This window comes from Oceaniglobus ichthyenteri (assembly GCF_003057885.1).
GTDB lineage: Bacteria > Pseudomonadota > Alphaproteobacteria > Rhodobacterales > Rhodobacteraceae > Oceaniglobus > Oceaniglobus ichthyenteri.
In genome coordinates this window covers 355,857-380,249 of record NZ_QAGK01000001.1, presented here as the reverse complement: position 1 = coordinate 380,249, position 24,393 = coordinate 355,857, and the positions used below count along the sequence as shown (strand labels likewise).

Here is a 24,393-nt window from a genome sequence, read left to right as displayed (position 1 = left end):
ACTTGGAGATTATAATGAGCGTTTCGCTTGCGAAGGGACAAACCGTTTCCCTTGAGAAAAATTCTGGCCTTGCCAAAGTCTTCATGGGGTGCGGTTGGGATCCGGCGCAGCCGAAAAAAAAGGGGTTCTTCGGCAGCCTTCTGGGCGGGGGCGGCGCCGATGACATTGATCTTGACGCGGCGGTCATTATTTTTGATGCAGACAAACAAGCGATTGATCTGGTTTGGTTCAAGCAGTTGAAATCAAACGACGGATCCATCGTTCACAGTGGCGACAACCTGACTGGCGATGGCGATGGCGATGACGAAGTCATTCACGTCGATCTCAAGGCGCTGGATGCGCGCGCGAAATATCTTGTCTTTACCGTCAACAGCTTTCGTGGCCAGACGTTTGACGAAGTGGACAATGCCTTTGCGCGTCTGGTTGACGCAAGCAACCAAAACGAAATCTGTCGGTATACATTGAACGAAAAAGGCCGCCATACCGGGGTGGTCATGGCATCAATGGAAAAAACCGGCGCGGGCTGGCAAATGACAGCCCACGGAACCCCCACCAACGGACGCACCGCGCAAGAGCTTATTGGCGCGGCAGTCGCAGAAATTTAAGGAGAGTAATATGTTGAATTGGCTTAAACAAAACGCAGAACAGGCCCGCTCGAAATTGACGGCCGAGGCATCGAAATTCAAAAATCGCGCCTTCATGGAAGCGGTCGTGAACGGCTGTGCCCTTGTGGCCGCTGCGGATGGCAACATCGATGCGTCGGAAAAACAAAAGATGGCCGGCTTCCTTGAGCGTGCAGATGAATTGAAACATTTCGAAATGCGCCAGGTGATCGAAGTGTTTCAAAAGGCGGCGTCGGATTTTGAATTTGACCATGCCATCGGCAAGGCTTCGGCGCTGAAGGTGATCGGCAAGATCAAAGGCAACGAAGAACAGTCGAAACTGTTGGTCCGTGTCGTTTGTGCGATTGGCGCGGCCGATGGCGATTTTGACGCCGATGAAAAGGCAATGGTGTCGGAGATTGCCCGTGAACTTGGGCTGAACCCAGCCGATTTTGATCTTTAAGTCTCTGCAAAGAACGCTTGATACCTGGGCGGGTCGCACGATCCGCCCATTTTGACCAGACAGGAACCATTGATGCACGAACTTGAGTCTTACCAATTGATGGTGATCGCACTGGGCGCGATTGCCTTTGGCGTCTACCTTCTGGTCAAGGGCGGCGACTGGACCATCGATAATGCCGTTGTCATCGCCGAAAAATCCGGCCTGTCAAAATTATTCATCGCCGCGACAATCGTGGCATTCGGCACGTCGGCGCCCGAACTTTTCACCTCGATCAACGCCAACCTTTCCGGTTATCCCGGTATTTCGGTGGGTAATGTGATCGGATCGAACATCGCAAACGTTTTGATGGTGGTCGGGATTTCGGCGGTAATTGCGCCGATCGTATTTTCCCGCACCGAAGTGCGCGTTGATGCCTTGGTCATGATCGCGGCAACGGCGGCGATGGCGGTTGCCATTCTGAACGGGCTTTTGCCCCGCTGGGGTGGGTTTGCCATGGTGGCGGCGATCATCGCCTACATTCTGTATCAATATAAGGCGTCAAAGCTTGATATTGATGAGGGTGATGGCGATGATAGTGGCGCAACCCGCCCCGGTCTGATGCTGATTTTGGGGATTGTCACGCTTTTGGTCGGATCCGAATTGCTGGTTCAGGGCGCGGTTGCCGGAGGGGTCGCATTGGGCGTGCCCGAAGCGGTGATCGGCATGACCATGATTGCATTCGGCACGTCATTGCCCGAGCTTACCGCCTGTGTCGCGGCGGCGCGCAAAAACCAATCAGATATGATCATTGGTGGCATTGTCGGATCGAATATCTTTAACATCCTGTCGGTCATGGCATTTTCGGCGGTCGCCAAACCACTGATCATCGAAAGCAGATTTGCCGAGTTTGATATGCCGATTGTCATCGTCGTAACGCTTCTTTTTGCTGTGTTCCTGTTGTTTACAGGGCGCATCGGGCGGTTGTCGGGCGCATTGATGGCTGTGGCCTACCTGATCTTTACCGTTGCTCAGTTTGCTCTTCGATAAATTGAACCTGTCGGCGCGGGCTGCGTCGGCCCCACACCAAACGTCATGAAAGGACATATAATGGCTGTATCACTTCAAAAAGGCGGAAATGTCTCGCTCAGCAAAGAGGCACCGGGCCTGAGCAAGGTCACTGTTGGTCTTGGCTGGGATCCGCGCGTCACAGACGGTGCCGAATTCGATCTCGATGCGTCGGTCTTTGTCTGCGGCGAAGATGGCAAAGTGTTGTCGGACAAACATTTCGTCTTTTACAACAACGCCAAAAGCCCCGATGGATCGGTCGAACACACCGGCGACAATCGCAGCGGTGAAGGCGAAGGCGATGATGAACAGGTCAAGATCGACCTGAGCGCCGTACCCGCCGAGGTCAAGAAACTTGTCTTTGCGGTCACGATCCATGAAGGCGCATCGCGCAAGCAGAACTTTGGTCAGGTGGCCAATGCGTTCATGCGCGTCATCAATCAGGACGGCGAAAAAGAACTGGCGCGCTATGACCTGTCCGAGGATTATTCAACCGAAACGGCGATGATTTTTGGCGAAGTGTACCGTCACAACGCCGATTGGAAATTCAAGGCCATCGGTGGTGGCTTTGAAGGTGGCCTTGGGCCGCTTGCCTCGTCACATGGCGTGAACCTGGGCTAAGACATCTGGCGCGCGGGCCGCAATGCCTGCGCGCTTTTTGCGATCTTACCCGCCCTATCGGAGCTTTTGCATGACACAGCTTGCCATGGGCGCAAACGCGCCGATATCGTCACCGACGTTCACATTGGATGTCGATTTGCCCACCGGCGGGCAAATCGATGTAACCGCGCTGTTGCTTTATGGTGATGGCAAGGTGCGCGGTGATGGGGACATGTGTTTTTTCAATCAAACCTCGATTGGCGGCGGCGCGGTTTCGCTGCGCATTCAGGGGGATCGGCAAAGTTTTTCCTTTGATCTTGGAAAAATGCCACCGGATGTTGAGAAAATCGTCGTTAACGCAACGTTGGAAAATGGGGCGTTCAGCGCGGTTGCCGATCTTGATTTGACCACGTCAGATGGCATCAAGATTCCGGTGGCAACGGCCGGGCGTTCCGAGGCGGCATTGATCCTGTGCGAAATCTATCGCCGCAACGATCAATGGAAAATCCGCAATGTCAGCCAAGGGTTCAACGGCGGATTGCAAGCCCTGGCCGAACATTTCGGGGTTGAGGTGGCCGCGCCTGAACCGACCCCGGTAAAACCCACCCCGAGTGTCGATCTGTCAAAGGTTTCGCTGACCAAACGCGAAAGCACCATTTCACTGAAAAAGGACGACGGAAAATTTGGTCGTATTCGGATCAACCTGAATTGGAACCAAAAGAAAACGTCAGGCGGCCTTTTTGGTTTTGGCAAACGCGGTATCGATTTGGATCTTGGTGCGTTCATTGAATTCAAGACCGGTGAATTTGGTGTCGTTCAGGCACTTGGTGATTGTTTCGGCGATTTGACTGAAATGCCGTTCACACAACTGATGTCTGATGACCGTACCGGAACCTCGACCGATGGCGAATGGTTGGAAATTGACGGCAATGCCTGGCCCAAATTCAAACGTATTCTGATTTTTGCCTTTATTTACGAAGGCGTGGCAAATTGGCAGGAAACCGATGGCGTCATACGCCTTATGGTGCCCGGACAACCCGAAGTCGAAGTGCGGATGAATGAACTGAGCGCAGGCCGGAATGAGGGCATGTGCGCCGTGGCCCTTTTGGAAAATAAAGACAATCAAATACGCATCAATCGCGAAGTCCGGTTTTTTACCGGTCATGAGGCGATGGATAATGCCTATGATTGGGGCATGCGATGGAAAGCCGGGCGGAAATAGTCGGCATTTTCCTGCTCTGAAGTTCCCGAAATTTTTTAATCATAGTTTTAAAACCCGCACTGGCGCGGGCGGATCATCCTGCCCGACTGTTCAGATAACTGATGCGTCTTTCACGCTGCGCGATGGAACCGTGTGAAGCACGCGCCGACGTGTTTTGCAAATCGCTCCCCCAAAACCTTCATGTTGCGATTCCGCGCGCCAGTGCTGGCGTGTCGGGCCATGGCGTTGCGCAAGAGCCTTGACAACGGCGTCACATGTTTGGATGGTATTCATAAGCAATTTAGATGTATCGATATACAATACACCCGAAGGAAAGTACAATGCGCTTTGTGGCCGCCATGATGAGACATGAAACCAACACGTTTTCGCCCATACCCACGCCGTTGTCGGGTTTCTTTCGGGGGTCATGGACCGGTGGGCCGTTGTATGGGGCCGATGCCGTGGCCGGATACCGGGGCACGAATTATCCGTTAGGGGCGTTCATTGACGGTGCTGAAAAAGTGGGGGCCGATCTGTCGGTGCCGATTGCCGCCAACGCATCGCCCAGCGGCGTGGTCGATGACGCGGCGTTTGAACACATCTGCGAACTGATCCTGGATGATATCGCCAAAGGGTGTGATGCGGTGTTGTTGGATTTGCACGGCGCCATGGTGTGTGAAAGCCATGACGACGCCGAAGGCGAATTGGTGCGCCGGATCCGTGGGGTGGCCCCCGATGTGCCGATTGCCGTGGCATTGGATTATCACACCAACCTGTCGGCCGAGTTGGTTGAAAACAGCACGGTGATCACCGGCTATCGCACCTATCCCCATGTGGATATGTATGAAACCGGTGAACGGGCGATGAACACGCTGATGCGCGCGGTCCAGGATGGCGTTGATCTGGTGATGATGTGGGACCATCGCCAGATGTTGACCCATATGTTGCACCAGACCCCCGCCCAACAGCCGATGCGCGACATCATGGAACTGGCCATTGCTGCCGAAAATTCGGGTGAGGTGGCGAATGCCTCTTTGTTTGTCGGGTTTCCGTTGGCCGACACGCCCCACACCCGGATGTCTGCTGTGGTCGTGGCCGAACGGGCCAAGGCCGACGCCGCCAAGGGTCTGATGGCCCGGCTGTTGGATATGGCCTGGGACAGGCGCGCCGATTTCGTTTTCTCGATCGAGCCGATGTCAAAGTCTATCGAAGCTGCCCGCGCGCTTGAAGGTGGGCCGGTGATCTTGGTTGATCACGGCGATAACACGGGTGCGGGCGGTTGTCAGGATGGCATGGCCGTGATCGAAGAGGCCCTGCGCCAAGGGCTTGATGATATGGTAGCCGGACCGATTTTTGACCCCGAGGCCGTGGCACAGATGATTGCCGCCGGGGTGGGTGAGGAGATTACCATCGATATTGGCGGCAAGGTGGATATGCCCGCGCTTGATCTGGCGGGGCATCCCCTGCGCCTGAGCGGCACCGTGACGCGGATCACCGATGGCAAATTTCGGGTGACCGGGCCAATGATGACCGGCATCATGATTGATCTGGGTCGCTGCGTTGTTCTGGACACCGGGCCGATGCAACTGGTGGTGTGCGAACGGCGGCTGGAAACGTTTGATGTCGGCTGTTTCACCCATGCCGGAATCGACCCGACGAAAAAACGGTTTGTTCTGATCAAATCACGCCAACATTTCCGGGCCGGGTTTGAACCCATCGCGCGTCATATCGTGTTGGTTGCCGGGCCGGGCGTGTGCAGTTCGGATTATTCCGCATTCCCGTTCCAGAAACTGACGCGCCCGATCTACCCATTGGATCAGGACGCGCCAGCGCAAGTTTAGTAATTTCAACAGGGAGAAGACAAAATGACAGGTTCAAGATTTTCCAACATGACCCGCAGGCATGCGTTGCAATCCATGGGGGCGGTCGGTGCAACGCTGGCGCTTGGCGTGGGCAGTGCGGCGCGCGCCCAAGGGGCCGGCGGCCAATTGGTGATTGGGCACAGCACATTTCGCCATCTTAATCCGGCGGTGCAGTCGGGGCAGGCCACAGGCGTGCCCGGTGCCAATATCTTTGCCGGGTTGATCCGCACCGACGATGCGTTCCAACCCCAGCCGTATCTGGCCCAAAGCTGGGAAATGGCGGCAGACGGTCTGAGCTATACGTTCAACCTTGATCCATCGGCAGCGTTTCATGATGGCAAACCCGTCACATCCCACGACGTTGCGTTTTCGCTGGCCGTGGTCAAGGCAAACCATCCCTTCGGCCCCACCATGTTTGGCCCCGTCACCGGCGTTGAAACCCCCGATGACAAGACTGCGCGCTTCGTTCTTGACCGGCCGCACCCGGCGTTGATGAGCGCGCTGATCCCGCTGCTGTTGCCGATCCTTCCCAAGCATATCTATGACGATGGGCAGGATATCAAAAACCACCCGCGCAACTCTACGCCGGTCGGGTCAGGCCCGTTCAAATACAAGGATTACCGCCCCGGTGAATTCCTGATCCTTGAGCGCAACGACGATTTCTTTCTTGAGGGTCGCCCGCATCTGGATGAACTGTTGTTCAACCTGGCAAACAGCCCCATCGCCAACGTTCTGGGTCTGGAGCAGGGCGATCTGGATTATCTGCCGTTTGCGCCGATCCGGGTCAACGATCTGCCCCGGTTGCGTGAAAACGCCGATCTGGTGGTGACCAGCGATGGGTACGAGGCATTGGGCGCGGTGAATTTCCTTGAGTTCAACCACCGGGTTGCACCGCTTGACGATGTGCGTGTGCGCAAGGCGATCGCCTATGCGATTGATCAGGATTTCATCGAAAAGGCGCTGTTGCGCGGTGAAGCGGCCCGTTTGAATGGCCCGCTGACCGCCGCCAACCCGTTTGCCTCGCCCGATGATCTGGTGCTTTACGATCTGGATCTGGAACGTGCCGGGGCGCTGTTGGACGAGGCCGGGCATCCGGCGGGCGCCGATGGCATGCGCATGACCCTGACCCTGGAATGGCTGCCCGATGTGAACATCAACAGCCAGGAACCCGTGGCGCAATATCTGAAATCGCAACTGAAAAAGGCCGGTATCAACATCGAACTGCGCCCCAATGCCGATTTCGGCAGCTTTGCCAGCCGGATTGGCGCGGGCGAACATCAACTGTCGCTGAATGGGCTGTGGAACTATCCCGATCCGTTGATCGGCGTGCACCGTGCCTATGACAGCAATAACCGCCGCAACGTGATCTTTTCGAACACGTCGGGGTATGCCAACCCATCGGTTGACGATCTGATGGCCCGCGCAGGATCTGAGGTGGATCCGGCCAAGCGCAAGGCGTTGTATGGCGAATTCCAGAAGGTGGTGACAGACGAACTGCCGCTGTACTGGACCAACGAAGAACCGCTGTTCACCATCTATCGCAAAGGGTTGCAAAACCCGCCGATGACGGTGTGGGGCGCGCTGGCGCCGTTTGATGAAACACGCTGGGGTTAATCCCTGTGGGCGCGCCCGATAGCGGGCGCGCCTCTTTGATAAAGGAGTTGCCGGTCATGTCCCACTGGCCCAACGGCGCACATTGCGCGCTGACGCTGACCTTTGATTTTGACGCCGAAACCAATTGGTTGTCGCGTGATCCGGCCAATGCCCGCCGCCCCGGCACCCTGTCCCAAGGGACATATGGCGCGCGCGAAGGCGTGCCCAATGTTCTGGCCCTGCTCGCCGAGCGGCAGTTGCCCGGCACATTTTTCGTGCCCGGTTGGGTGGCCGAAAACCGCACTGTCGTGGCCGAGGCGATCTTGAAGGGGGGCCATGAAATCGGCCACCACGGATACCTGCACAAATGGGTCGATCCCGAATTTCCCGATCAGGAACTTGAGGAAATGGAGCGCGGTCTTGACGCGCTGCACACCCGTCTGGGCGTGCGGCCCAGCGGCTATCGCTCGCCGGCGGGGGAAACCAGTGTCAATCTGATTTCCCTGTTGGCCGAGCGGGGATTTACTTATGACAGTTCGCTGATGGACAGTGTGAACCCCTATTTTCATGTGCTGCCCGATGGCAGACCGGGGCCGGTCGAACTGCCTTGGCATTGGAGCCTGGATGACGCGCCCTATCTGTTTTTCTCTCTGGCCGGGCCGCGGCCCATATTCACCAACGATCATATCCTGACAATCTGGCAGGACGAATTTCGCGCCATTTATCGGCAGGGCGGATTGTTCAATCTGGTCATGCACCCCCAGGGGATCGGGCGGCCGTCGCGCATTGAATTGCTGCGCCGGTTCATCGATTTTGTGCAAGGGTTCGATGGGGTGTGGTTTGCCAAAGGGGCCGAGGTGGCCGACCATTGGCGTGATACAAAAACGTTCGATCCGGCGGATCGCGCGATTTCACCGTTCATAACACTTTAGGGGCGCGCAATGGCTGAACCAGTGGTGATTTGGGGCGGTGGTGCCGTGGGCGGCGTTTTCGCCGGGCATCTGGCGCGGGCCGGGCGCGATGTCTTGATCGTTGACACCGACAGCGCCCATGTGGCGCAGATTGTGAACCATGGCCTGCGCGTCGATCTTCCGGGGGGTGGGTTTACCGCCCATCCCGCCGCCTGCCATCCCGATGATGTGACGGGGCGGTTTGAAACGGTGTTTCTGGCGGTCAAGGCGCATATCACCGGCATTGCCGGACGTGGCATTGCCGCGCATCTTTCGCCCGGTGGCGTTGTGGTTTCGTTGCAAAACGGGCTGTGCGAATGGGAACTGGCCGATATTCTGGGCGAAAACCGGGTGTTGGGCGCGTTCATAAATTTCGGCGGCGATATCATCGGCCCTGGTCATGTGGCGATGGGCAATCGGGGCGCGGTGGTGGTGGGGGGCATTGATGGTGCGCCCCATCGCGATACGGCGCGCATTCTTGACCTGCTGCGCCAATTCGAACCGGATGCCATTTCAACCGATAATATCTGGGGCTTTCTTTGGGCGAAACAGGCCTATGCCGCAGTGCTCAAGGCATCAGGGCTAAGCGATGGCACCATGGTCGAGTATCTGACGGATCCCGCATCGCGCGCGGTAAACGGCGGGTTGATCCGCGAAATTCTGGCCGTGGCCCGCGCCGAGGGCATCACGCCCATGGGGTTTGATGGGTTCGATCCGGCCACATTTGCGGGCGCTGATGACAGTGGCCTTGATCAACTGGCACAATTCTGGGCCGGGTCAAGCAAGACCCACAGCGGCGCCTGGTGCGATCTTGAGGTTCCGGGACGGCGCACCGACAGCGCGGCGCAATTGGCCCCGGTTCTGGCGGCTGCCACCCGCCATGGGATGTCGGTGCCACTGACCCGCGCCTTGGTGGCATTGATCGGTGAAATCGAATCCGGACAGGCGCGACAATCGGCGCAGATGGTGCAGCGTTTGCAACAGGTGTCCCATGCAGCTTGAAAACCGACGGATTATTGTCACGGGCGGGGCGTCGGGCATTGGTCATGCCATCGCGACACTGTTTTTGGCCCATGGCGCACAGGTCGCGGTGCTGGATCTTCACGCGGGTGCGCCGGCGGATGCGATGTTTATCCGCTGTGATGTTACGGATGAGCCAACAGTTCAGCGCGCCATCGCCAAGGCGGGCGCGGCATTTGGCGGGCTGGATGGGGTGATCAACGGGGCAGGGGCGGATTTACTGCGCCCGTTCGATCAGATGTCGCGCCACGATTGGGATCGTGTGCTGGCGATCAACCTGACCGGGCCGATGATGGTATGTCAGGCGGCGCTGACACACATGGCGGGGCCGGGCAGCATCGTAAATATTGCCTCGGGTGCGGCGCTGCGGCCCTTGGCAAATCGCACCGCCTATTGTGCGGCCAAGGCCGGGTTGGCGATGTTTACCAAAACACTGGCACTGGATCTGGCGCCGCGCGATATTCGTGCCAATGTTCTGTGCCCCGGTGTGATTGACACGCCGATGTTGCGCGCGTCGTGGGAAAATGCCGATGATCCGCAGGCGGCATTGGCCGAAATCACCACCCGCCCGGCGCTGGGGCGGATCGGCACGGTGGATGATATCGCCGCCGCCGCGTTGTACCTGACATCGGCCCAAGCCGGGTTTGTCACCGGCACCACCCTGACCGTGGATGGCGGGCGCGCATTTCACTGAACCTAATGGTTCAGCGCATGCGCCGTGGCCATCGCCAGCGGGCTGAATTTGGCGGCGAAATCCTCGGGTGACCATTCCGAAAGCGATCCGGCAATGTGTACCGCGCCCAAAGGCTGCCCTGCGGTATCCTTTACGGCTGCGGCCAACACAACCTCGCCCAGCAGGCTTTCCTCTACCGCCAACGCGTAGCCATCGCGCCGGGCCTCTTCGATCTTGGCCTTGATCCCGGCGATGTCGTAAACCGTGCGCGGCGTGAATGGTTTCAAATCGCTGGCCTGCAGCAGGGCATCCACCTGGTCATCGGGCATCAGCGCCATCATTGCCCGCCCCCCGGACGAGGAATAGGCCGGCAAACGCCGCCCGATCAGGGTGGCATAGAAATTTTCACGTTTGCTTTGCAGGCGCACGGCGTAAACAATCATGTTGCCGTCAAACAGGCTGAAATCCACCCGTTCGCGGCAGGTTTTGCGCAACTCGATCAACAGCGGCGTGGCCCGTTCGACAATCGGGTTGAACCGCAGAAAATCAAACGCGCGTTCCAACAGTCGGCGGCCCGGAACATATCCGTTGGCCCCGGTGCTGCGTTCCAGATACCCCAGACTTAACAGCGTATTGGCAATCCTTTGCGCTGCACTTTTGTCGATTTCCGCAAGGCGCGCGATGTCTGCCAATGACAGCGGGCACCCCGCCTGTCCGATAACTTCTAAAACGTGAAACGTGCGGGCAACCGATTGCAGGCGCAACCGTGGATCGATTTCTTGGGTCATCGGGCCTCAATCTGAGAAACATAGTGAAAGTGCATGTCTTGGCTTGACAGGATGAATATCTTAACACTAGTTTTGCCGCAACCGTATTGCAATACAATACAATCAAATCGGATAAAGATAAACGGAAGGCAGATCATGCAAGGCACCGCCGACGATAAATTTGTTTTATACGGGCGCCTCGGCTCTCCTTATGTGCGGCGCACGGCGATCCTGTTGGATCTGCTGGGCCTGCCTTTTACGATTGAGCCGATTGCCGCCATCACCGAGCAGGATCGATTGCGCGTGCTGAACCCGCTGGGCCGGGTGCCCGCGCTGCAAACCCCCGATGGATTGTTGGTGGATAGCCTGGCAATCGCGCTGACGCTGCTGGAAGCCCACGATCCCGACGGGCGGCTTCTGGCGCGCTCAGGTCCAGAGCGCGCCGAGGCATTGCAGCAGATTTCGCTTGCCAATGGTGTGGTCGAAAAGCTGGTGGCGGCCTATTATGAAAAAACCCGCCGTCCGGCGGAATTGGTATCGCAGGATTGGATCGCCCTGTGCGAGGCGCAGGGCAAAAGCGGTCTGGATGCGCTGGAACAGCGGATTTCACCGCTTGGCGGAAATCTTGGGTATCTTGATATCGTGCTGGCCACGGGTTTGACATTTGCCGCCAATCTGGCCGATCCGGTGTTCGATCCGGCGCGCCACCCCCGTCTGGCGGCCCTGCGCGATGCCTGCGAGGCGCGCCCGGAATTTGCCGCACGGGCCGCGGGATGAGCGTGTCTTTCCTCTTGCGGCGGCTGTTTTACGGGCTGATCCTGATGGTGGGGGTCGTGATCCTGAACTTCATGTTGATCCGCCTTGCGCCGGGTGATCCGGCGATGGTGATCGCTGGGGAAATGGGTGGCGCAACCGATGAAATCCTGGCGCAGATCCGCACCGATTACGGTTTGGACAAACCGCTGATGACCCAGCTGTGGATTTACATCAGCGGCGTCGCCCAGGGCGATCTGGGCCAAAGTTTCTTTTTCAACCAACCGGTTGCGACATTGATTGCACAGCGGGTGCTGCCGACAATCCTGTTGGTCATCACCGCACAGGTGCTGTCGATCGTGATCGGCGTGTTTCTGGGCGTGATCGCGGCGCGCAAGCCGAACGGGATATTGTCGGGCTTTGTGACTGTGGTTGCCACCATCGGATATGCGGTGCCGGTGTTCTGGACCGGGATCATGCTGATCGTGCTGTTTGCGTCGATCATCCCGATCTTTCCGGTGGACGGCATGCAATCCATGCGGTTGCGCGGCGCGTCGTTCTGGGTGCAGGCGCTGGATGTGGCGCACCATCTGGTGTTGCCTGCTTTGACGCTGGCGTTGATTTATCTGGCGCAGTATGCGCGGTTATCGCGGGCCTCGATGATGGATGTGTTGGGGTCGGATTATATCCGCACCGCGCGGGCCAAGGGGGCAGGCGAGCGTGCAATCCTGTTCAAACACGCGTTGCGCAATGCCGCCCTGCCGATCCTGACCGTGGCGGGCATGCAATTTGGCAACCTGATCTCGGGCGCATTGCTGGTTGAAACGGTGTTCAACTGGCCGGGCATGGGGCGGTTGGCGTTCGATTCCATTTTGCGCCGGGATTATCCAACAATCATGGGGGTGCTGTTTTTCGCATCGGCCATGGTGGTCGTGGCCAATATCATAACCGATCTGTCCTATCGCTGGGCCGATCCGCGCCTCAAGGGGCAATAACATGACCACTCAGATTGCCGCCCCCGCCACCCCCAAGGCGCAAAGCCCCGCGCGCGAGGCGTGGAGCATGTTTGTGCGCAACCGCCCGGCATTGTTCGGGCTGGTGCTGCTGGGGGCGATCATCGCCGCCACGTTGTACGGCACGTTCATTTATGATGTCGATCCGTTTGAAATTGTCTGGGCGCCGCTTGAGCGGCCGGGCGTCACACCCGAATTTCCCCTCGGCACCGATTATCTGGGCCGCGATATTTTCGCCGGTTTGTTGATTGGTGGCGGTCCGACCCTGGCCGTGGGCGCGGTTGCCGCGCTGATCACCATGCTGATCGGTGTCGGTTTGGGGGCGCTGGCCGGATATTATGGCGGCTGGATCGACAACCTGCTGATGCGCGTGACCGAGTTCTTTCAGGTGTTGCCGGCGCTGCTGTTTGCCATGGTTCTGGTCACGCTGTTTTCGCCGTCACTTTGGACCATTGCGATTGCCATCGGCGTGGTCAGTTGGCCACAGACCGCACGCCTGACCCGCGCCGAATTTTTGCGCGTCAAGGAGTTGGAATATGTCCTGGCCGCCCGGGCCATCGGCGCGCGCAACGGGCGCATCATCTGGCGGTTGATCCTGCCCAATGCCGCGCCAACCTTGATCGTGTCTGGCACGCTGACCGTTGGGGTGGCGATTTTGTTTGAGGCGGGCCTGTCGTTTCTGGGCCTTGGCGATCCCAATGCGATCAGCTGGGGCATGATGATTGGTGCCAATCGCGATTACATTCTGGTGGCCTGGTGGCCGGTTACATTGCCCGGTGTGGCAATTTTCCTGACCGTGCTGGCGGTCAGTCTGGTGGGCGATGGCCTGAACGATGCATTCAACCCAAAACTGAGACAAAGATGAAACCACTATTGGAAATCGAAGATCTCAAGGTCACGTTCGATACCCGCCATGGTGCGGTGACGGCGTTGGATTCCGTATCGCTGTCGGTCAATGCAGGCGAAACCCTGGGCGTTGTGGGGGAATCGGGCTGTGGCAAATCGATCACCGCACTGTCGGTGATGGGGTTGGTGCCATCACCGCCGGGGCGTGTGGCGGGGGGCGCGATCCGTCTGCTGGGCGAAGATTTGACCAAGGCCACAGATGCGCGGATGCGCGCCCTGCGCGGTGCGGAAATGGCGATGATTTTTCAGGAACCGATGACATCGCTGAACCCGGTGTTCACCATCGGCGCACAAATCGCCGAGGCGATCATGCTGCACCAGGATATCGGCGCCGACGGCGCGATGAAGGCGGCCGTGGAGCTGTTGGACAGGGTCGGTATTCCATCTGCCAAGGCGCGGGCGCGCGATTACCCTCATCAGCTTTCGGGTGGGATGCGCCAGCGGGTGATGATTGCCATGGCCGTGTCGTGCCAACCAAAACTGCTGATCGCGGATGAACCCACAACCGCGCTCGATGTGACGGTTCAGGCGCAAATCTTTGATTTGCTGAATGAAATTCAGCGTGATTTTGGTGCCGCGATCATGCTGATCACCCATGACATGGGCGCAATTGCCGAAATGGCCGACCGGGTCGCGGTGATGTATGCGGGGCGGGTGATTGAAACCGGCACCGCCGATAACGTGCTGGACAATCCGCGCCATCCCTATACGCGCGGTTTGATTGATTGCATCCCAAACATTGCCAAGACCGAAGGTGAGCTGCGTGAAATTCCCGGTGTGGTGCCGCCTTTGCACCTGCTTGGGGCGGGCTGTGCCTTTGCCGCGCGCTGTGACAGTGCGGATGCGCGGTGTTTGCGTGAAAAACCGGCGTTGCGCGATCACGGGGCGCACCCTGCCGCCTGTCACGCCGTAGAGGAGGGCCGGATATGACCACCCTATTGGATGTGCGCGATTTGCGCGTGGCCTTTACCCTGCCGCGCCCGTCGTTGTTCGCCCCCCGCCCGGTGCTTGAGGCGGTCCGCTCGGTGTCGTTCACCCTGGAAAAGGGCCGCGCGTTGGGCATTGTTGGCGAAAGCGGGTCAGGCAAGACCACCACCGCCATGGCCGCCATTCGCCTGACCAAGGCCACTGGCGGGCAAATCCTGTTTGACGGCGAAGATCTGTTGCAACTCAGCGATGAAGACATGCGCGCCCGGCGGCGTGATGTGCAACTGATTTTTCAGGATCCCTATTCCTCGCTCAACCCGCGCGCGCGGGTCGGTGATATCGTGCGCGAACCCCTTGATTTGATGCAGATCGGCACCCCCGAAGAACGGGTAAGCCGGGTGCGCGACCTGTTCAAACTGGTGGGTCTGCGCGAAGATCAGATGGCGCTGTTTCCTCACCAGTTTTCGGGTGGGCAACGGCAACGAATTTCCATCGCACGGGCGCTGACCACCAATCCGCGCCTGTTGGTCTGCGATGAACCGGTCAGCGCGCTGGATGTGGCGATTCAGGCGCAAATCCTCAACCTTCTGGCGCGGCTCAAGGGCGAATTGGGGCTGAGCTATCTGTTTATCAGTCACGATTTAGGCGTCGTGCGCCATGTTTGTGATGATGTGGCGGTGATGTATCTGGGCCAGATCGTTGAATCCGCGCCCTGCGATGAATTGTTTGCCAATCCGCGCCATCCCTATACCGCGGCCTTGCTGGCCGCTGCACCATCGCTGGAGCGGCGCAAATCGCGCGGATATACCCGCGCGATGCAGGTCAAGGGTGATCCGCCCAGCCCGGTCAACCCGCCCAAAGGCTGTGCCTTTGCCACCCGCTGCCCCAAGGTGCAGGACATCTGCCGCCAATCCGCGCCCCCGCTTGAAGGAACGCGCCACCGCGCCGCGTGTTTCTTTCCGCTGACCTGATTGCGGCGGTCCCCACGTGCAAAATCTGTTGTGAAAAGGGCCCCATAGCCATGAAACATCTTTCGGCCGACGTTGGCGGCACCTTTACCGATATCGTACTGATCGACACCGAAACCGGGGCGATGAGCGTTGAAAAAGTTCCCAGTTCCGCAGGCAAAAGCACCGCAATCGTTGCCGGGATCGAACATACCCTGACCGAGGCGGGGCTGGCACCGGGCGATGTGGGGTTGTTTGTGCATGGGTTTACCATTGCCACCAACGCGCTGTTAACGCGCAGCGGCGCTCATACCGCGTTGATCGTAACCGCCGGATTGCGCGACGTGCTGGAAATTGGCGATCAGCGCCGCGCCGATATTTATTCGCTGACCGCGCCCCAACGCCTGGCCCTTGTGCCACGATCACAGGTGTTCGAGGTGAATGAGCGCACCGATGCCTTTGGCGAAACCGTCACCGCATTAAGTGACGCGGAAATTGCCCGTGTCGTGGCCGAAGTGGCCGCGACAAACCCCGAAGCGGTGGCGATTTCATTGATGTTTGCGCACCATGCCCCCGGCCATGAACAGGCGATGAAATCGGCACTTACCGCCGCCTTGCCCGGTGTGCCGGTTTATTGTTCTTCAGATATCAACCGCCAGATCGAGGAATACCCCCGCACCAACACCACCGCCATTGCCGCCTATGTCGGCCCGGCGGTCGGGGCTTATATCAACGATCTTGAACGCGGCCTGGGCGATATCGGGTTCACCGCGCCGCGACTTTACATGCAAAGCGATGGTGGCGTTGGCACCGCCAGCGCGATCTTGGATAACCCGGCCAAGGTTTTGTTGTCGGGGCCTGCGGGGGGTGTGATTGGCGCGGCGGAATTGGGCCGGGCCATGGGGCGGGGCGATATTGTTACCTTTGATATGGGCGGCACCTCGGCCGATTTTTCCCTGATCGAAGGTGAAACACCGCGCCCGGTGCCCGCGCGCGAGGTGGCGGGCGAGCCGTTGCGCGTGCCGTCGCTGGACATTGAAACCATCTCATCGGGGGGCGGATCGATTGCCGCGGTCGACGTGGGTGGCGCACTGACCGTGGGGCCGCAATCGGCGGGCGCGGTGCCCGGCCCGGCGAGTTACGGCAAAGGCGGCACCCTGCCAACCCTCACCGATGCCACTGTGGTTCTCGGCATTATCGGATCGTCCGGTGCCTTGGCCGGTGGGTTGGAAATGGATGTTGCCGCCGCGCGCACAGCGGTTGAAACCCATGTTGCCGGGCCTTTGGGGTTGACCGTTGAACAGGCTGCCTTGGGTATCGTTGAACTGTCGGCGGCGCAGATGGTTGAGGCGGTGAAATCCCTCTCGCTCGCGCGGGGCTGTGATGTGCGCGATTTCTCATTGATGGCGTTTGGCGGGGCAGGGCCGGTGATGGCGCCGTTCATCGCCCGTGCCTTGGGGATGCGCGATATCATCGTGCCACCGCGCCCCGGCGTGTTTGCCGCGAACGGTCTGTTGATGTGCGATGTGTCTTATACCGGTGCGCGCCCCTTTGCCGCGCCGGTGGCCGATGTATCGCCCGATTCCATCGCCACTGCACTGGGCGAGATGCGCGATGAGCTGGCGCAATCGCTGACCCGCGATCATATCGCGCCGGGCGATCAACGGTTTGCGTTCACTGCCGATATGCGCTGTATCGGGCAGTTTCACGAACTGTCGGTCGATCTGAACGCGCCGGGCACCCCCGATTGGTGGGATGGCGCGGCCATCGCCGCCGCGTTTCACGCCGCGCACAAGCGGGTCTATGGCCATGCCGACCCCAGCGCCGAGGTTGAAATCGTCAACTTGCGCTGTACCGCCACGGGTGTGATGCCCAAGGCCGGGTTCGCGCGCCGCGATGATACGACCCAAGGCCCGGCACAGCCGATCGGTGAGGGGCGGATGTATCTGGACCACGACAGCGGATTTGAAACCTGCGCGATTTACGACCGCGCCGCGCTGTGCCCCGGTCACCGCCTGAGCGGCCCGGCGATTGTGATGCAAAGCGATACAACCACCCTGATCCTGCCCGGCCAAACCGGTACAGTCTGCGATCTGGGTGTTCTGACCCTGACGATGGAGTAAGCCATGACACACGCGCCCACCGCCCAAACCCGCACCGATCCGATCAGCCGCGATGTGTTTCGCCACCAGCTTTCGGGTGTGGCCGATGAAATGTCGACTGCGCTGCGCTTGTCGTCTTATTCCTCGATCATCTGGAACATGTACGATTACACCTGTGCCTTGCTGACGCCAAAGGGTGAAATCATCGCCCAGGCCGAAACCATCGCCGCGCAACTAGGCATCTTGCCCATGGCCTTTGCCGCCGTGACGCGCACGATCCCGATCGAGTCATGGGAGGACGGCGATGCCATCCTGACCAATGACCCCTATTCAGGCTGTACCCATACGCCGGATATGGTGCTGTTTTCTCCGGTGTTTCACGGCGAAACCTTGGTGGCGGTGGCGGCCACCGTGGCGCACCATGTGGATATCGGCGGCAAGGTGCCGTGTTCCACCGCGCCCGACAACCTTGATATCTTTTCCGAAGGCATCCGTATCACGCCGATGCGGCTGTTTGACCGGGGTGTGGCCAACACCATCGTCTATCAATTCATCGCCGCCAATGTGCGCGATCCGCGTTCATGCCTTGGTGATCTGCGTGCCCAGGTTGCGGGCTGTCGCACCGGTGAAACGGGCGTGCGTGCCCTGATCGATCAGCATGGTCTGGAACGGTTTGGCGATCTGATCGAAGACAGTTTCGATTATACCGAACGCTATGCCCGCAACACGATTTCGGGCCTGCCCGATGGCACCTATCGCGCCAGTTTGCCGACCGAGGATGGGATCGTCAGCCAAGAACCGATCACCCTAAAGGTGGCGATCACCGTGGCAGGCGATGAAATCACCGTCGATTTCGACGGCACCAGCGAACAACGCGATTTTGGGCTGAACTGCCCCCATGCTTCGGCGGTGTCGATGGTGAATTACGCGATGAAATGCGTGCTGGCCCCCGCGATCAAACCCAACGACGGGCTGAACCGACCCATCCGCATCAATGTGCCCGAAGGCACGGTTCTGAACCCGCGCTTTCCCGGTGCGGTCAGTTCGCGCCATTTCACCCAACAGGCCGTGGCCGAGGTGGTGCTGAAAGCGATGCTGCCGTTGATGCCCGAACATGCGGCGGCGGGCGGGCAGATTTCGTTTCCCAGCCTGCGGGCGGGGGGCCTGGATGACCGCGCAGCGCGCCGTGCCGCCGACGGCAGCGCACCCTATTACATCGTGCAGGATATCGTGGGTGGGGGTATGGGGGCCTGTGCATCCGCCGATGGCAAGAACGCGGTTGATACCCATGGCGGCAACTGTCCGCTGCTCTCGGCCGAGGTGATGGAAACCGTCAGCCCGTTTCGCGTGCTGCGCACTGATCTGGTGCCAAATTCCGGCGGTGCGGGGCAACAGCGTGGCGGTTTGGCGGTGCGCCGATCGTATGAGTTATTGGCCCAAAAGGCGGTTGTTGGCTGTTATTTCCAACAGGCCAACGATGATACCCGCCCTTGGGGCATTTTTGGCGGCGAAGAAGGCGCAGCCGCAGGCGCGGTTTTGAACCCCGGGCGGGGCGATGAGCGGGTGCTGCCGGTTAAATCCATCGGGCTGACGATCCGCAAAGGCGATGTAATCGAAATGCAATCGGCGGGCGGTGGCGGCTGGGGCGACAGCGCCGAACGTGATCCGGCCCTTGTGGCGCGGGATCTGGCAGAAGGGTATGTGCGGTAAACCCCAACCCCCCGTTCTGATCAAACGGTACCATTGGTACCGCGCGCGGTGTGTCATTCCCCCATATCGGTAAGGTTTTGGTGCGGGTGAACCCCGAAATGGCCATTTCGCCGGGTGTCTCACCGCCGCATTCGATTTCGGCGCCCATCGTTACGGCATCCGCCACGAATTGCGCGAGGTTATTGGGGGTTTCTGCAGTGACCAAGGGGATCACGTCAAACCAAGGATCGGTGCCATCGCCACTTTCAGGGCTGACGTGGCACCGGTCGGGCGGCGGGTGAATTTGGGGGCGACTTTCCGGGCGCGCATAGCGGCGTGGTTATTTCACAGCGTGATAAGCACGGCACCACATGCTGATTTGAACGGAACCATAATCGGCGCGCCCGACGCGCGGTCGTCAAATCACACAGAACACAGCCGACCTGTTTGGGGCCGCTTTGCCGGGGTGTGCCCCCGGCAAATACCTCAGCTTTTGCGCCCGGCCGAAGTGGCCAGATCATAGATCACCAAGGCCATAGTCAGCACGGCAACCGCGATCAGATCGGGACTGGGCACCGCAAAGATCAGAATGCCGATGAAGGCGCTGAAGGTCACAAAGGCAAGCGCCGCTAAAATCCAGTTCATGGTGTTTCTCCTGCGGTGTCTATCCAATCGTAAAGCCACTGCGCGGTGCGCAACAACCGCCCATCGCCGCCACGCGGCCCGATCAGTTGAACCCCCAGTGGCATGCCATCGATGTCCAGGATTGGAACCGTAACGGCAGGGGTGCCGCACAGGGTCCATAATCCGTTGAAAATGGGGTCGCCGGTGGTTTCGCGCCCGGGTGCAGGGCCGGGGGCGGCGGGGCACAGAATGGCATCGCAGCGTTGAAATATCTCGGCCAGCATGGCGTTCAGAACCTTTGGCCAATCCAGCGCGGCAATATAATCGCGCGCCAGGATCGTATTGCCCTCGGTTATGGCGGCGGTCACGCTGTCGGACAGCCCGCCGTTTTTGCCATAGCCATGATAGCACCGCGCCATTTCGGCCAGATTGATCCGGCGGCGTTCGGATTCGGCCTGATCAAACAGGTTGGGCAGGGCAATTTCAAACGCCTGATCCCCCAAGGCGGCGGACAGTTCGTCGAATGCCTGCACGGTTTCGGGGCTGGCACGCTCCCATCCGGGGGGGCGCAGCACGGCAAAGGTTGGCGGCAGGGGCGCGCCGGCTGCAACCGTTTTGAGCAGGCCCGGCGGTGGCATCGCCACTCCGGCCTGTTCGGGTGCAAACAGCACATCACACAACAGCGCCGCGTCGCGCGGTGTGCGGGCAAAAACCCCCATGGTGTCCAGGCTGGGGGATTGCGCCAACACGCCGCGTGTCGATATTGCACCAAAGGTGGGTTTGAACCCGGTGGTGCCACAAAATGAAGCAGGGCGAATGACCGATCCGCCGGTTTGGGTGCCCACCGCCAGCGGGGTCATGCCCGCAGCAACGGCAGCGGCCGATCCGGCCGACGATCCACCCGGTGTGCGGTCGGGATTGTGGGGGTTGCGCGTGGCCGAAGGCTCCATGAAAGCGAGTTCGGTTGTCACGGTTTTGCCAAGGATCAAGGCGCCCGCCGATTTCAACCGTTCGACCAATGCGGCATCGGTGCGTGGCACCCGCCCGGCATCTTGCGCGGTGCCGTTTTCGGTGGGGATATGCGCGGTGTCGATGACATCTTTCAATGCCACCGGCACGCCGTGCAACGGCCCGATGGCGCGCCCGGCGCTGCGTTGATTATCCAGCATTTCGGCCTGTTTGCGCACATAATCGGCATCAAACCACGCAAACGCGCCGATCTCGGGCTCGGCCGCCTCGATCAGTTTGATATAGTGGGCGGCGGTATCGGCCACGGACACGGCGCCCTGCGCAATCTTGTCGCGCAGGGTTTCGGCGTCGCCCGCATTGGCGGGGGGGGTGCGATCAACTGCCATAGAAAGCATTCGGCAGATAGAACACGATTTGCGGGAAAACATACATCAGGATCATCGCAATCAATACGCAAAAGAGGAACGGCAAACAGCCCTTGAAGATCTGGGTCAGCTTTACCTCGGGGGGTGCGATGCCTTTGAGGTAATAGGCCGACATCGCCATCGGTGGGGTCAGGAAACTGGTTTGCAGGTTCAGTGCCACCAGGACGCCGAAGAACAACGGATCAATTTCAAAGATCACCAGCAACGGCAGGAAGATCGGCACAAAGATGATGATGATTTCCGACCATTCCAGCGGCCAGCCCAGCAGGAAAATGATCAGCTGTGCCAAGATCAAGAACATCAGCGGAGTCAGGTTCAGCGATTGCACGAATTCGCTGATCACGTGTTCGCCGCCCAGGTACGAAAACACCGAGCTGAAGATGTAGGACCCGACAAACAACCAACATACCATCGCGGTGGTGCGCACGGTCAGATACACCGATTCCCGCATCCGTTGCCAGGTCATCGCGCGGTACAGGAAGGCCAGCAGGATGCCGCCCAGAGCGCCAATTGATGCCGCCTCGGTCGGGGTGGCCAGACCAAACAGGATCGACCCCAGCACCGAAAAGATAAGGAACGCCAGTGGCACGAAAGAGGTGATGATCATCATCACCAATTTGCCCGTGGCCACGTCTGGCACTTCTTCTCTGGTGGGTTTTGGCGCGACGCTGGGCTGCAGGATCGACCGGCCCACCACATAAATCAGGTAAAGCCCGGTCAGGGTAAGCCCGGGAAGCAATGCACCGGAATACAGCCGCACAATCGACACGTTGGATGCGGCGGCATAAACGATCAGCATGATCGACGGTGGAATGAGAATGCCCAAGGTGCCACCGGCACAGATGATGCCGGCCGCGAATGACGGATCATAGCGCGCCTTCAACATCGCAGGCAGCGCCAGCAAACCCATCAGCGTCACAACCGCGCCCACGATACCGGTGGCCGTGGCAAACAGCGCACAGGTGATCAGCGCGGCCACCCCCATGCTGCCCGGCACCCTGCGCGAGGCGATGTTCAGCGTGTCAAACAACCGGCTGACGATGTTCGCCCGCTCGATGATGTACCCCATGAACAAAAACAGCGGCACGGCGGTCAACACTTCGTTGCTCATCACCGTATAGGTCTGATTGACGAACAGATCGAACACCCGGTTGTTGAACAACCCCTCGACCCAAAGGCTGGCCTGATCCCACCACGAGGCAAGTTCGGCATCCAGCCTGTCATAGGCGCGCCACATGCGCCGTTCGTCGAAATAGGCGTAATAGCCAAACCCGATGCCCATGGCCATCAGGGTGAAAGCGATCGGAAAGCCAAGGAAAACGAAAACGATAAAAAGCCCCAGCATGAACAGGGCGACCTGCGGATCGGTCATGGATGGGCGTCCTTTTCGGCCTGGTTGGCCTGTTTCATCAAAAGATCTTCGGTTTCGAACACGTCTTCATCGGCCTGCAACCAAACGCCGGTACGAATACAATGGATGCAGCGGAAGACTTCGGCGATACCTTGGATGAACAGCAAAATGCCCGCCACCACGATGACCGTCTTGAATTGGTAAATGGGAATGCCTGCGGGGCTGCTGACCGACACTTCGCCGTATTGCCACGAGCGTCCGGCATATTTCCAGCCCGCAAAGATAAGCGCCAGAACCCCGGGAAAGAAAAACAGGAAATACAGCACCAGATCAATCCGCGCCTGCCAGCGTGTTGACCACAGCCGATACAGAAAATCGCCCCTGACATGGCCGCGCCGTGACAAGGTGTACGCCCCGCCCATCATGAACAACGTGCCGTACATGATAAACGATACGTCCAGCGCCCAGGCGGTCGGGCTGTTCAGAACGTACCGCACGAACACCTCGTATCCTGTGCCCGCAGCCATGAAAACGATAAGCCACGCAAAGGTTTTGCCGAACCATGCTGAAACAGCATCGGCGAATTGAATATAGTGCAGCATCAAATTTTCCCCAAAGGTCCGTGGAAAACCCCCGCCACAAAGGGCGGGGGTGCCGTGCGATCAGAGCTTGAGCTTACCGGGGAAGTAATGCTCATAGGCTAGGGCATAATCGGGGGCGTTCATCAGTTCATAGAACACCACGTCCTTGACCCAGGCGCGCTGACTGTCCAGACATTTCTTCATGTACGGATCTGACTCAAGCTCGGGGATGAGTTTATCCCAGGCTTCGATCTGTGCGGCCAAAATCTCTTTCGAGGTGCGCAAGACATCGACGCCTGCTTCTTCCTGCAACCATTTCAGATCGGCCGAGTAACGGCGCGCCGCCTTGGCGGTGTTTGCGGTTGAAACCGCTTCGACGCCATGGATCAGGATTGCCTTCAGGTCAGGCTCCATGTCTTCCATCAACAGGCCGTTGAACAGGAATTCAAAGGATTCCGACGCCTGATGATAGGACGACAGCAGATAGTTCTTGGCCACATCCTGTGCACCGAAATCGCGGTCAGACGAGGGGTTGTTGAATTCGAACGCGTCGATCACGCCCCGCTCCATGGCCGGAACGATTTCGCCACCCGGAAGCTGTGCCACCGACATCCCCATACTTTGCAACAGATCGGCCGCAAGGCCCACGGTGCGATATTTGAACCCCTGAATTTCCTCAACGGTGGTGACCGGGTTCTTGAACCAGCCAAAGGGCTGTGCGGGCATCGGGAACGCCATGTAACCGTCAATGTCGAGGCCCATGATATCCTGGGTCAGCTCATCATACAGCGCCTTGCCGCCGCCCTCATAGAACCAGTTCAGCATCGTCGTGGCCGAACCGCCAAACACGGGTCCGGTGCCAAACAGCGATGCCGCCTTGTTCTTGCCGTACCAATACACCGGCACATCGTGGCCGATATCCAGCAGGCCATCGTTCACCGCATCCAGCACCTGAAATGCGCCGACAACGGCCCCTGCAGGCAGCAGATCAATCTTGAGGCGGCCCCCCGACATGGCTTCGACGCGGGTCACATAGTCCTGCGCCATTTCCTGCCAGACGTTGGAGGATGGCCAGGATGATTGCATTTTCAGCACGCGTGGCGCTTGCGCCATGACTGCAGGCGCGGCCAGTGCGCCCACGCCCGCGGCGGTGCCGCCCAGCGCTGTTTTCTTCAGAAAGGACCGTCGGCCCATGTTTGCATTGTTTTTCACGTTAGCCTCCCAGATATCGTGCCGCACTTTGGTTTGTGCGCTTCACCATGCCACAGTCAATACCAACATATTGAACCCGTGGCATAATTTAAAACGCAGCTTTGAGACCGCCTGTAAAG

At 59.1% G+C, this 24,393-nt stretch carries 23 protein-coding genes; 17 read left to right on the top strand and 6 right to left on the bottom strand.

Annotated elements, in window-relative coordinates; all coding sequences use genetic code 11:
- Positions 1 to 14: 14 nt before the first annotated feature.
- From C8265_RS01740 to C8265_RS01695, 10 genes are all read left to right on the top strand, one after another.
- Positions 15 to 605, top strand: coding sequence for a TerD family protein (locus C8265_RS01740; RefSeq protein WP_108482236.1), 591 nt, complete (start codon positions 15 to 17; stop codon positions 603 to 605).
- A gap of 10 nt (positions 606 to 615) precedes the next feature.
- Positions 616 to 1,065, top strand: coding sequence for a tellurite resistance TerB family protein (locus C8265_RS01735; protein ID WP_108482235.1), 450 nt, complete (start codon positions 616 to 618; stop codon positions 1,063 to 1,065).
- 72 nt (positions 1,066 to 1,137) lie between these two features.
- Positions 1,138 to 2,091 carry a calcium/sodium antiporter gene (locus tag C8265_RS01730; RefSeq protein ID WP_108482234.1) on the top strand — a complete coding sequence of 318 codons (954 nt, stop codon included), beginning with the start codon at positions 1,138 to 1,140 and terminating at the stop codon, positions 2,089 to 2,091.
- A 60-nt stretch (positions 2,092 to 2,151) separates the two neighbouring features.
- Positions 2,152 to 2,730: a TerD family protein gene (locus tag C8265_RS01725; RefSeq protein ID WP_108482233.1), complete on the top strand. Its 579-nt coding sequence runs from the start codon at positions 2,152 to 2,154 to the stop codon at positions 2,728 to 2,730.
- 70 nt (positions 2,731 to 2,800) lie between these two features.
- On the top strand, positions 2,801 to 3,931 hold the full coding sequence (locus tag C8265_RS01720; RefSeq protein WP_108482232.1) for a TerD family protein: 1,131 nt from the start codon (positions 2,801 to 2,803) through the stop codon (positions 3,929 to 3,931).
- 320 nt (positions 3,932 to 4,251) lie between these two features.
- A complete protein-coding gene (locus C8265_RS01715; protein ID WP_108482231.1) occupies positions 4,252 to 5,751 on the top strand; it encodes a M81 family metallopeptidase in 1,500 nt (499 codons plus the stop codon).
- Between the two features lie 24 nt (positions 5,752 to 5,775).
- Positions 5,776 to 7,386 (top strand): ABC transporter substrate-binding protein, encoded by a 1,611-nt coding sequence (locus C8265_RS01710; RefSeq protein ID WP_108482230.1) that lies wholly within the window; start codon positions 5,776 to 5,778, stop codon positions 7,384 to 7,386.
- Positions 7,387 to 7,442: 56 nt separating this feature from the next.
- Complete coding sequence (locus C8265_RS01705) at positions 7,443 to 8,297, top strand: polysaccharide deacetylase family protein (protein WP_108482508.1); 855 nt, start codon at positions 7,443 to 7,445, stop codon at positions 8,295 to 8,297.
- A 9-nt stretch (positions 8,298 to 8,306) separates the two neighbouring features.
- Positions 8,307 to 9,317 carry a ketopantoate reductase family protein gene (locus tag C8265_RS01700; RefSeq protein ID WP_108482229.1) on the top strand — a complete coding sequence of 337 codons (1,011 nt, stop codon included), beginning with the start codon at positions 8,307 to 8,309 and terminating at the stop codon, positions 9,315 to 9,317.
- The gene (locus C8265_RS01695; RefSeq protein ID WP_108482228.1) at positions 9,307 to 10,029 is read left to right on the top strand and encodes an SDR family NAD(P)-dependent oxidoreductase; all 723 of its coding nucleotides are present in this window, start codon (positions 9,307 to 9,309) and stop codon (positions 10,027 to 10,029) included. Before C8265_RS01700 ends, C8265_RS01695 begins: the two co-directional genes overlap by 11 nt.
- Positions 10,030 to 10,031: 2 nt before the next feature.
- On the opposite strand, the gene C8265_RS01690 is transcribed toward C8265_RS01695, so the two are convergent.
- Positions 10,032 to 10,796, bottom strand: coding sequence for an IclR family transcriptional regulator (locus C8265_RS01690; protein WP_108482227.1), 765 nt, complete (start codon positions 10,794 to 10,796; stop codon positions 10,032 to 10,034).
- A gap of 135 nt (positions 10,797 to 10,931) precedes the next feature.
- Between C8265_RS01690 and C8265_RS01685 the strand changes: the two genes are divergently transcribed.
- The 7 genes from C8265_RS01685 to C8265_RS01655 are packed head-to-tail and all read left to right on the top strand — an operon-like array spanning position 10,932 to position 19,133.
- Positions 10,932 to 11,552 (top strand): glutathione S-transferase family protein, encoded by a 621-nt coding sequence (locus tag C8265_RS01685; RefSeq protein ID WP_164512234.1) that lies wholly within the window; start codon positions 10,932 to 10,934, stop codon positions 11,550 to 11,552.
- Positions 11,549 to 12,523: an ABC transporter permease gene (locus C8265_RS01680; RefSeq protein WP_206050229.1), complete on the top strand. Its 975-nt coding sequence runs from the start codon at positions 11,549 to 11,551 to the stop codon at positions 12,521 to 12,523. Before C8265_RS01685 ends, C8265_RS01680 begins: the two co-directional genes overlap by 4 nt.
- 1 nt (position 12,524) lies before the next feature.
- Positions 12,525 to 13,406 carry an ABC transporter permease gene (locus tag C8265_RS01675; RefSeq protein WP_108482225.1) on the top strand — a complete coding sequence of 294 codons (882 nt, stop codon included), beginning with the start codon at positions 12,525 to 12,527 and terminating at the stop codon, positions 13,404 to 13,406.
- Positions 13,403 to 14,377 (top strand): ABC transporter ATP-binding protein, encoded by a 975-nt coding sequence (locus tag C8265_RS01670; RefSeq protein ID WP_108482224.1) that lies wholly within the window; start codon positions 13,403 to 13,405, stop codon positions 14,375 to 14,377. Before C8265_RS01675 ends, C8265_RS01670 begins: the two co-directional genes overlap by 4 nt.
- A complete protein-coding gene (locus C8265_RS01665) occupies positions 14,374 to 15,345 on the top strand; it encodes an ABC transporter ATP-binding protein (protein WP_108482223.1) in 972 nt (323 codons plus the stop codon). Before C8265_RS01670 ends, C8265_RS01665 begins: the two co-directional genes overlap by 4 nt.
- 50 nt (positions 15,346 to 15,395) lie before the next feature.
- Complete coding sequence (locus C8265_RS01660) at positions 15,396 to 17,444, top strand: hydantoinase/oxoprolinase family protein (protein ID WP_108482222.1); 2,049 nt, start codon at positions 15,396 to 15,398, stop codon at positions 17,442 to 17,444.
- 3 nt (positions 17,445 to 17,447) lie between these two features.
- On the top strand, positions 17,448 to 19,133 hold the full coding sequence (locus C8265_RS01655; RefSeq protein ID WP_108482221.1) for a hydantoinase B/oxoprolinase family protein: 1,686 nt from the start codon (positions 17,448 to 17,450) through the stop codon (positions 19,131 to 19,133).
- Between the two features lie 465 nt (positions 19,134 to 19,598).
- Here C8265_RS01655 and C8265_RS19370 read toward each other — a convergent pair whose 3' ends face one another.
- From C8265_RS19370 to C8265_RS01635, 5 genes are read right to left on the bottom strand one after another with little or no spacing between them, the layout of a single operon-like run.
- Positions 19,599 to 19,757, bottom strand: coding sequence for a hypothetical protein (locus C8265_RS19370; RefSeq protein ID WP_164512233.1), 159 nt, complete (start codon positions 19,755 to 19,757; stop codon positions 19,599 to 19,601).
- A complete protein-coding gene (locus C8265_RS01650) occupies positions 19,754 to 21,091 on the bottom strand; it encodes an amidase (protein ID WP_108482220.1) in 1,338 nt (445 codons plus the stop codon). Before C8265_RS01650 ends, C8265_RS19370 begins: the two co-directional genes overlap by 4 nt.
- Positions 21,081 to 22,502: a TRAP transporter large permease gene (locus tag C8265_RS01645; protein ID WP_108482219.1), complete on the bottom strand. Its 1,422-nt coding sequence runs from the start codon at positions 22,500 to 22,502 to the stop codon at positions 21,081 to 21,083. Before C8265_RS01645 ends, C8265_RS01650 begins: the two co-directional genes overlap by 11 nt.
- Entirely contained in the window at positions 22,499 to 23,083 is a 585-nt protein-coding gene (locus tag C8265_RS01640) for a TRAP transporter small permease subunit (protein WP_108482218.1), read from the bottom strand. The genes C8265_RS01645 and C8265_RS01640 overlap by 4 nt, the downstream gene beginning before the upstream one ends.
- 60 nt (positions 23,084 to 23,143) lie before the next feature.
- A complete protein-coding gene (locus tag C8265_RS01635; protein WP_108482217.1) occupies positions 23,144 to 24,256 on the bottom strand; it encodes a TRAP transporter substrate-binding protein in 1,113 nt (370 codons plus the stop codon).
- Positions 24,257 to 24,393: the final 137 nt, after the last annotated feature.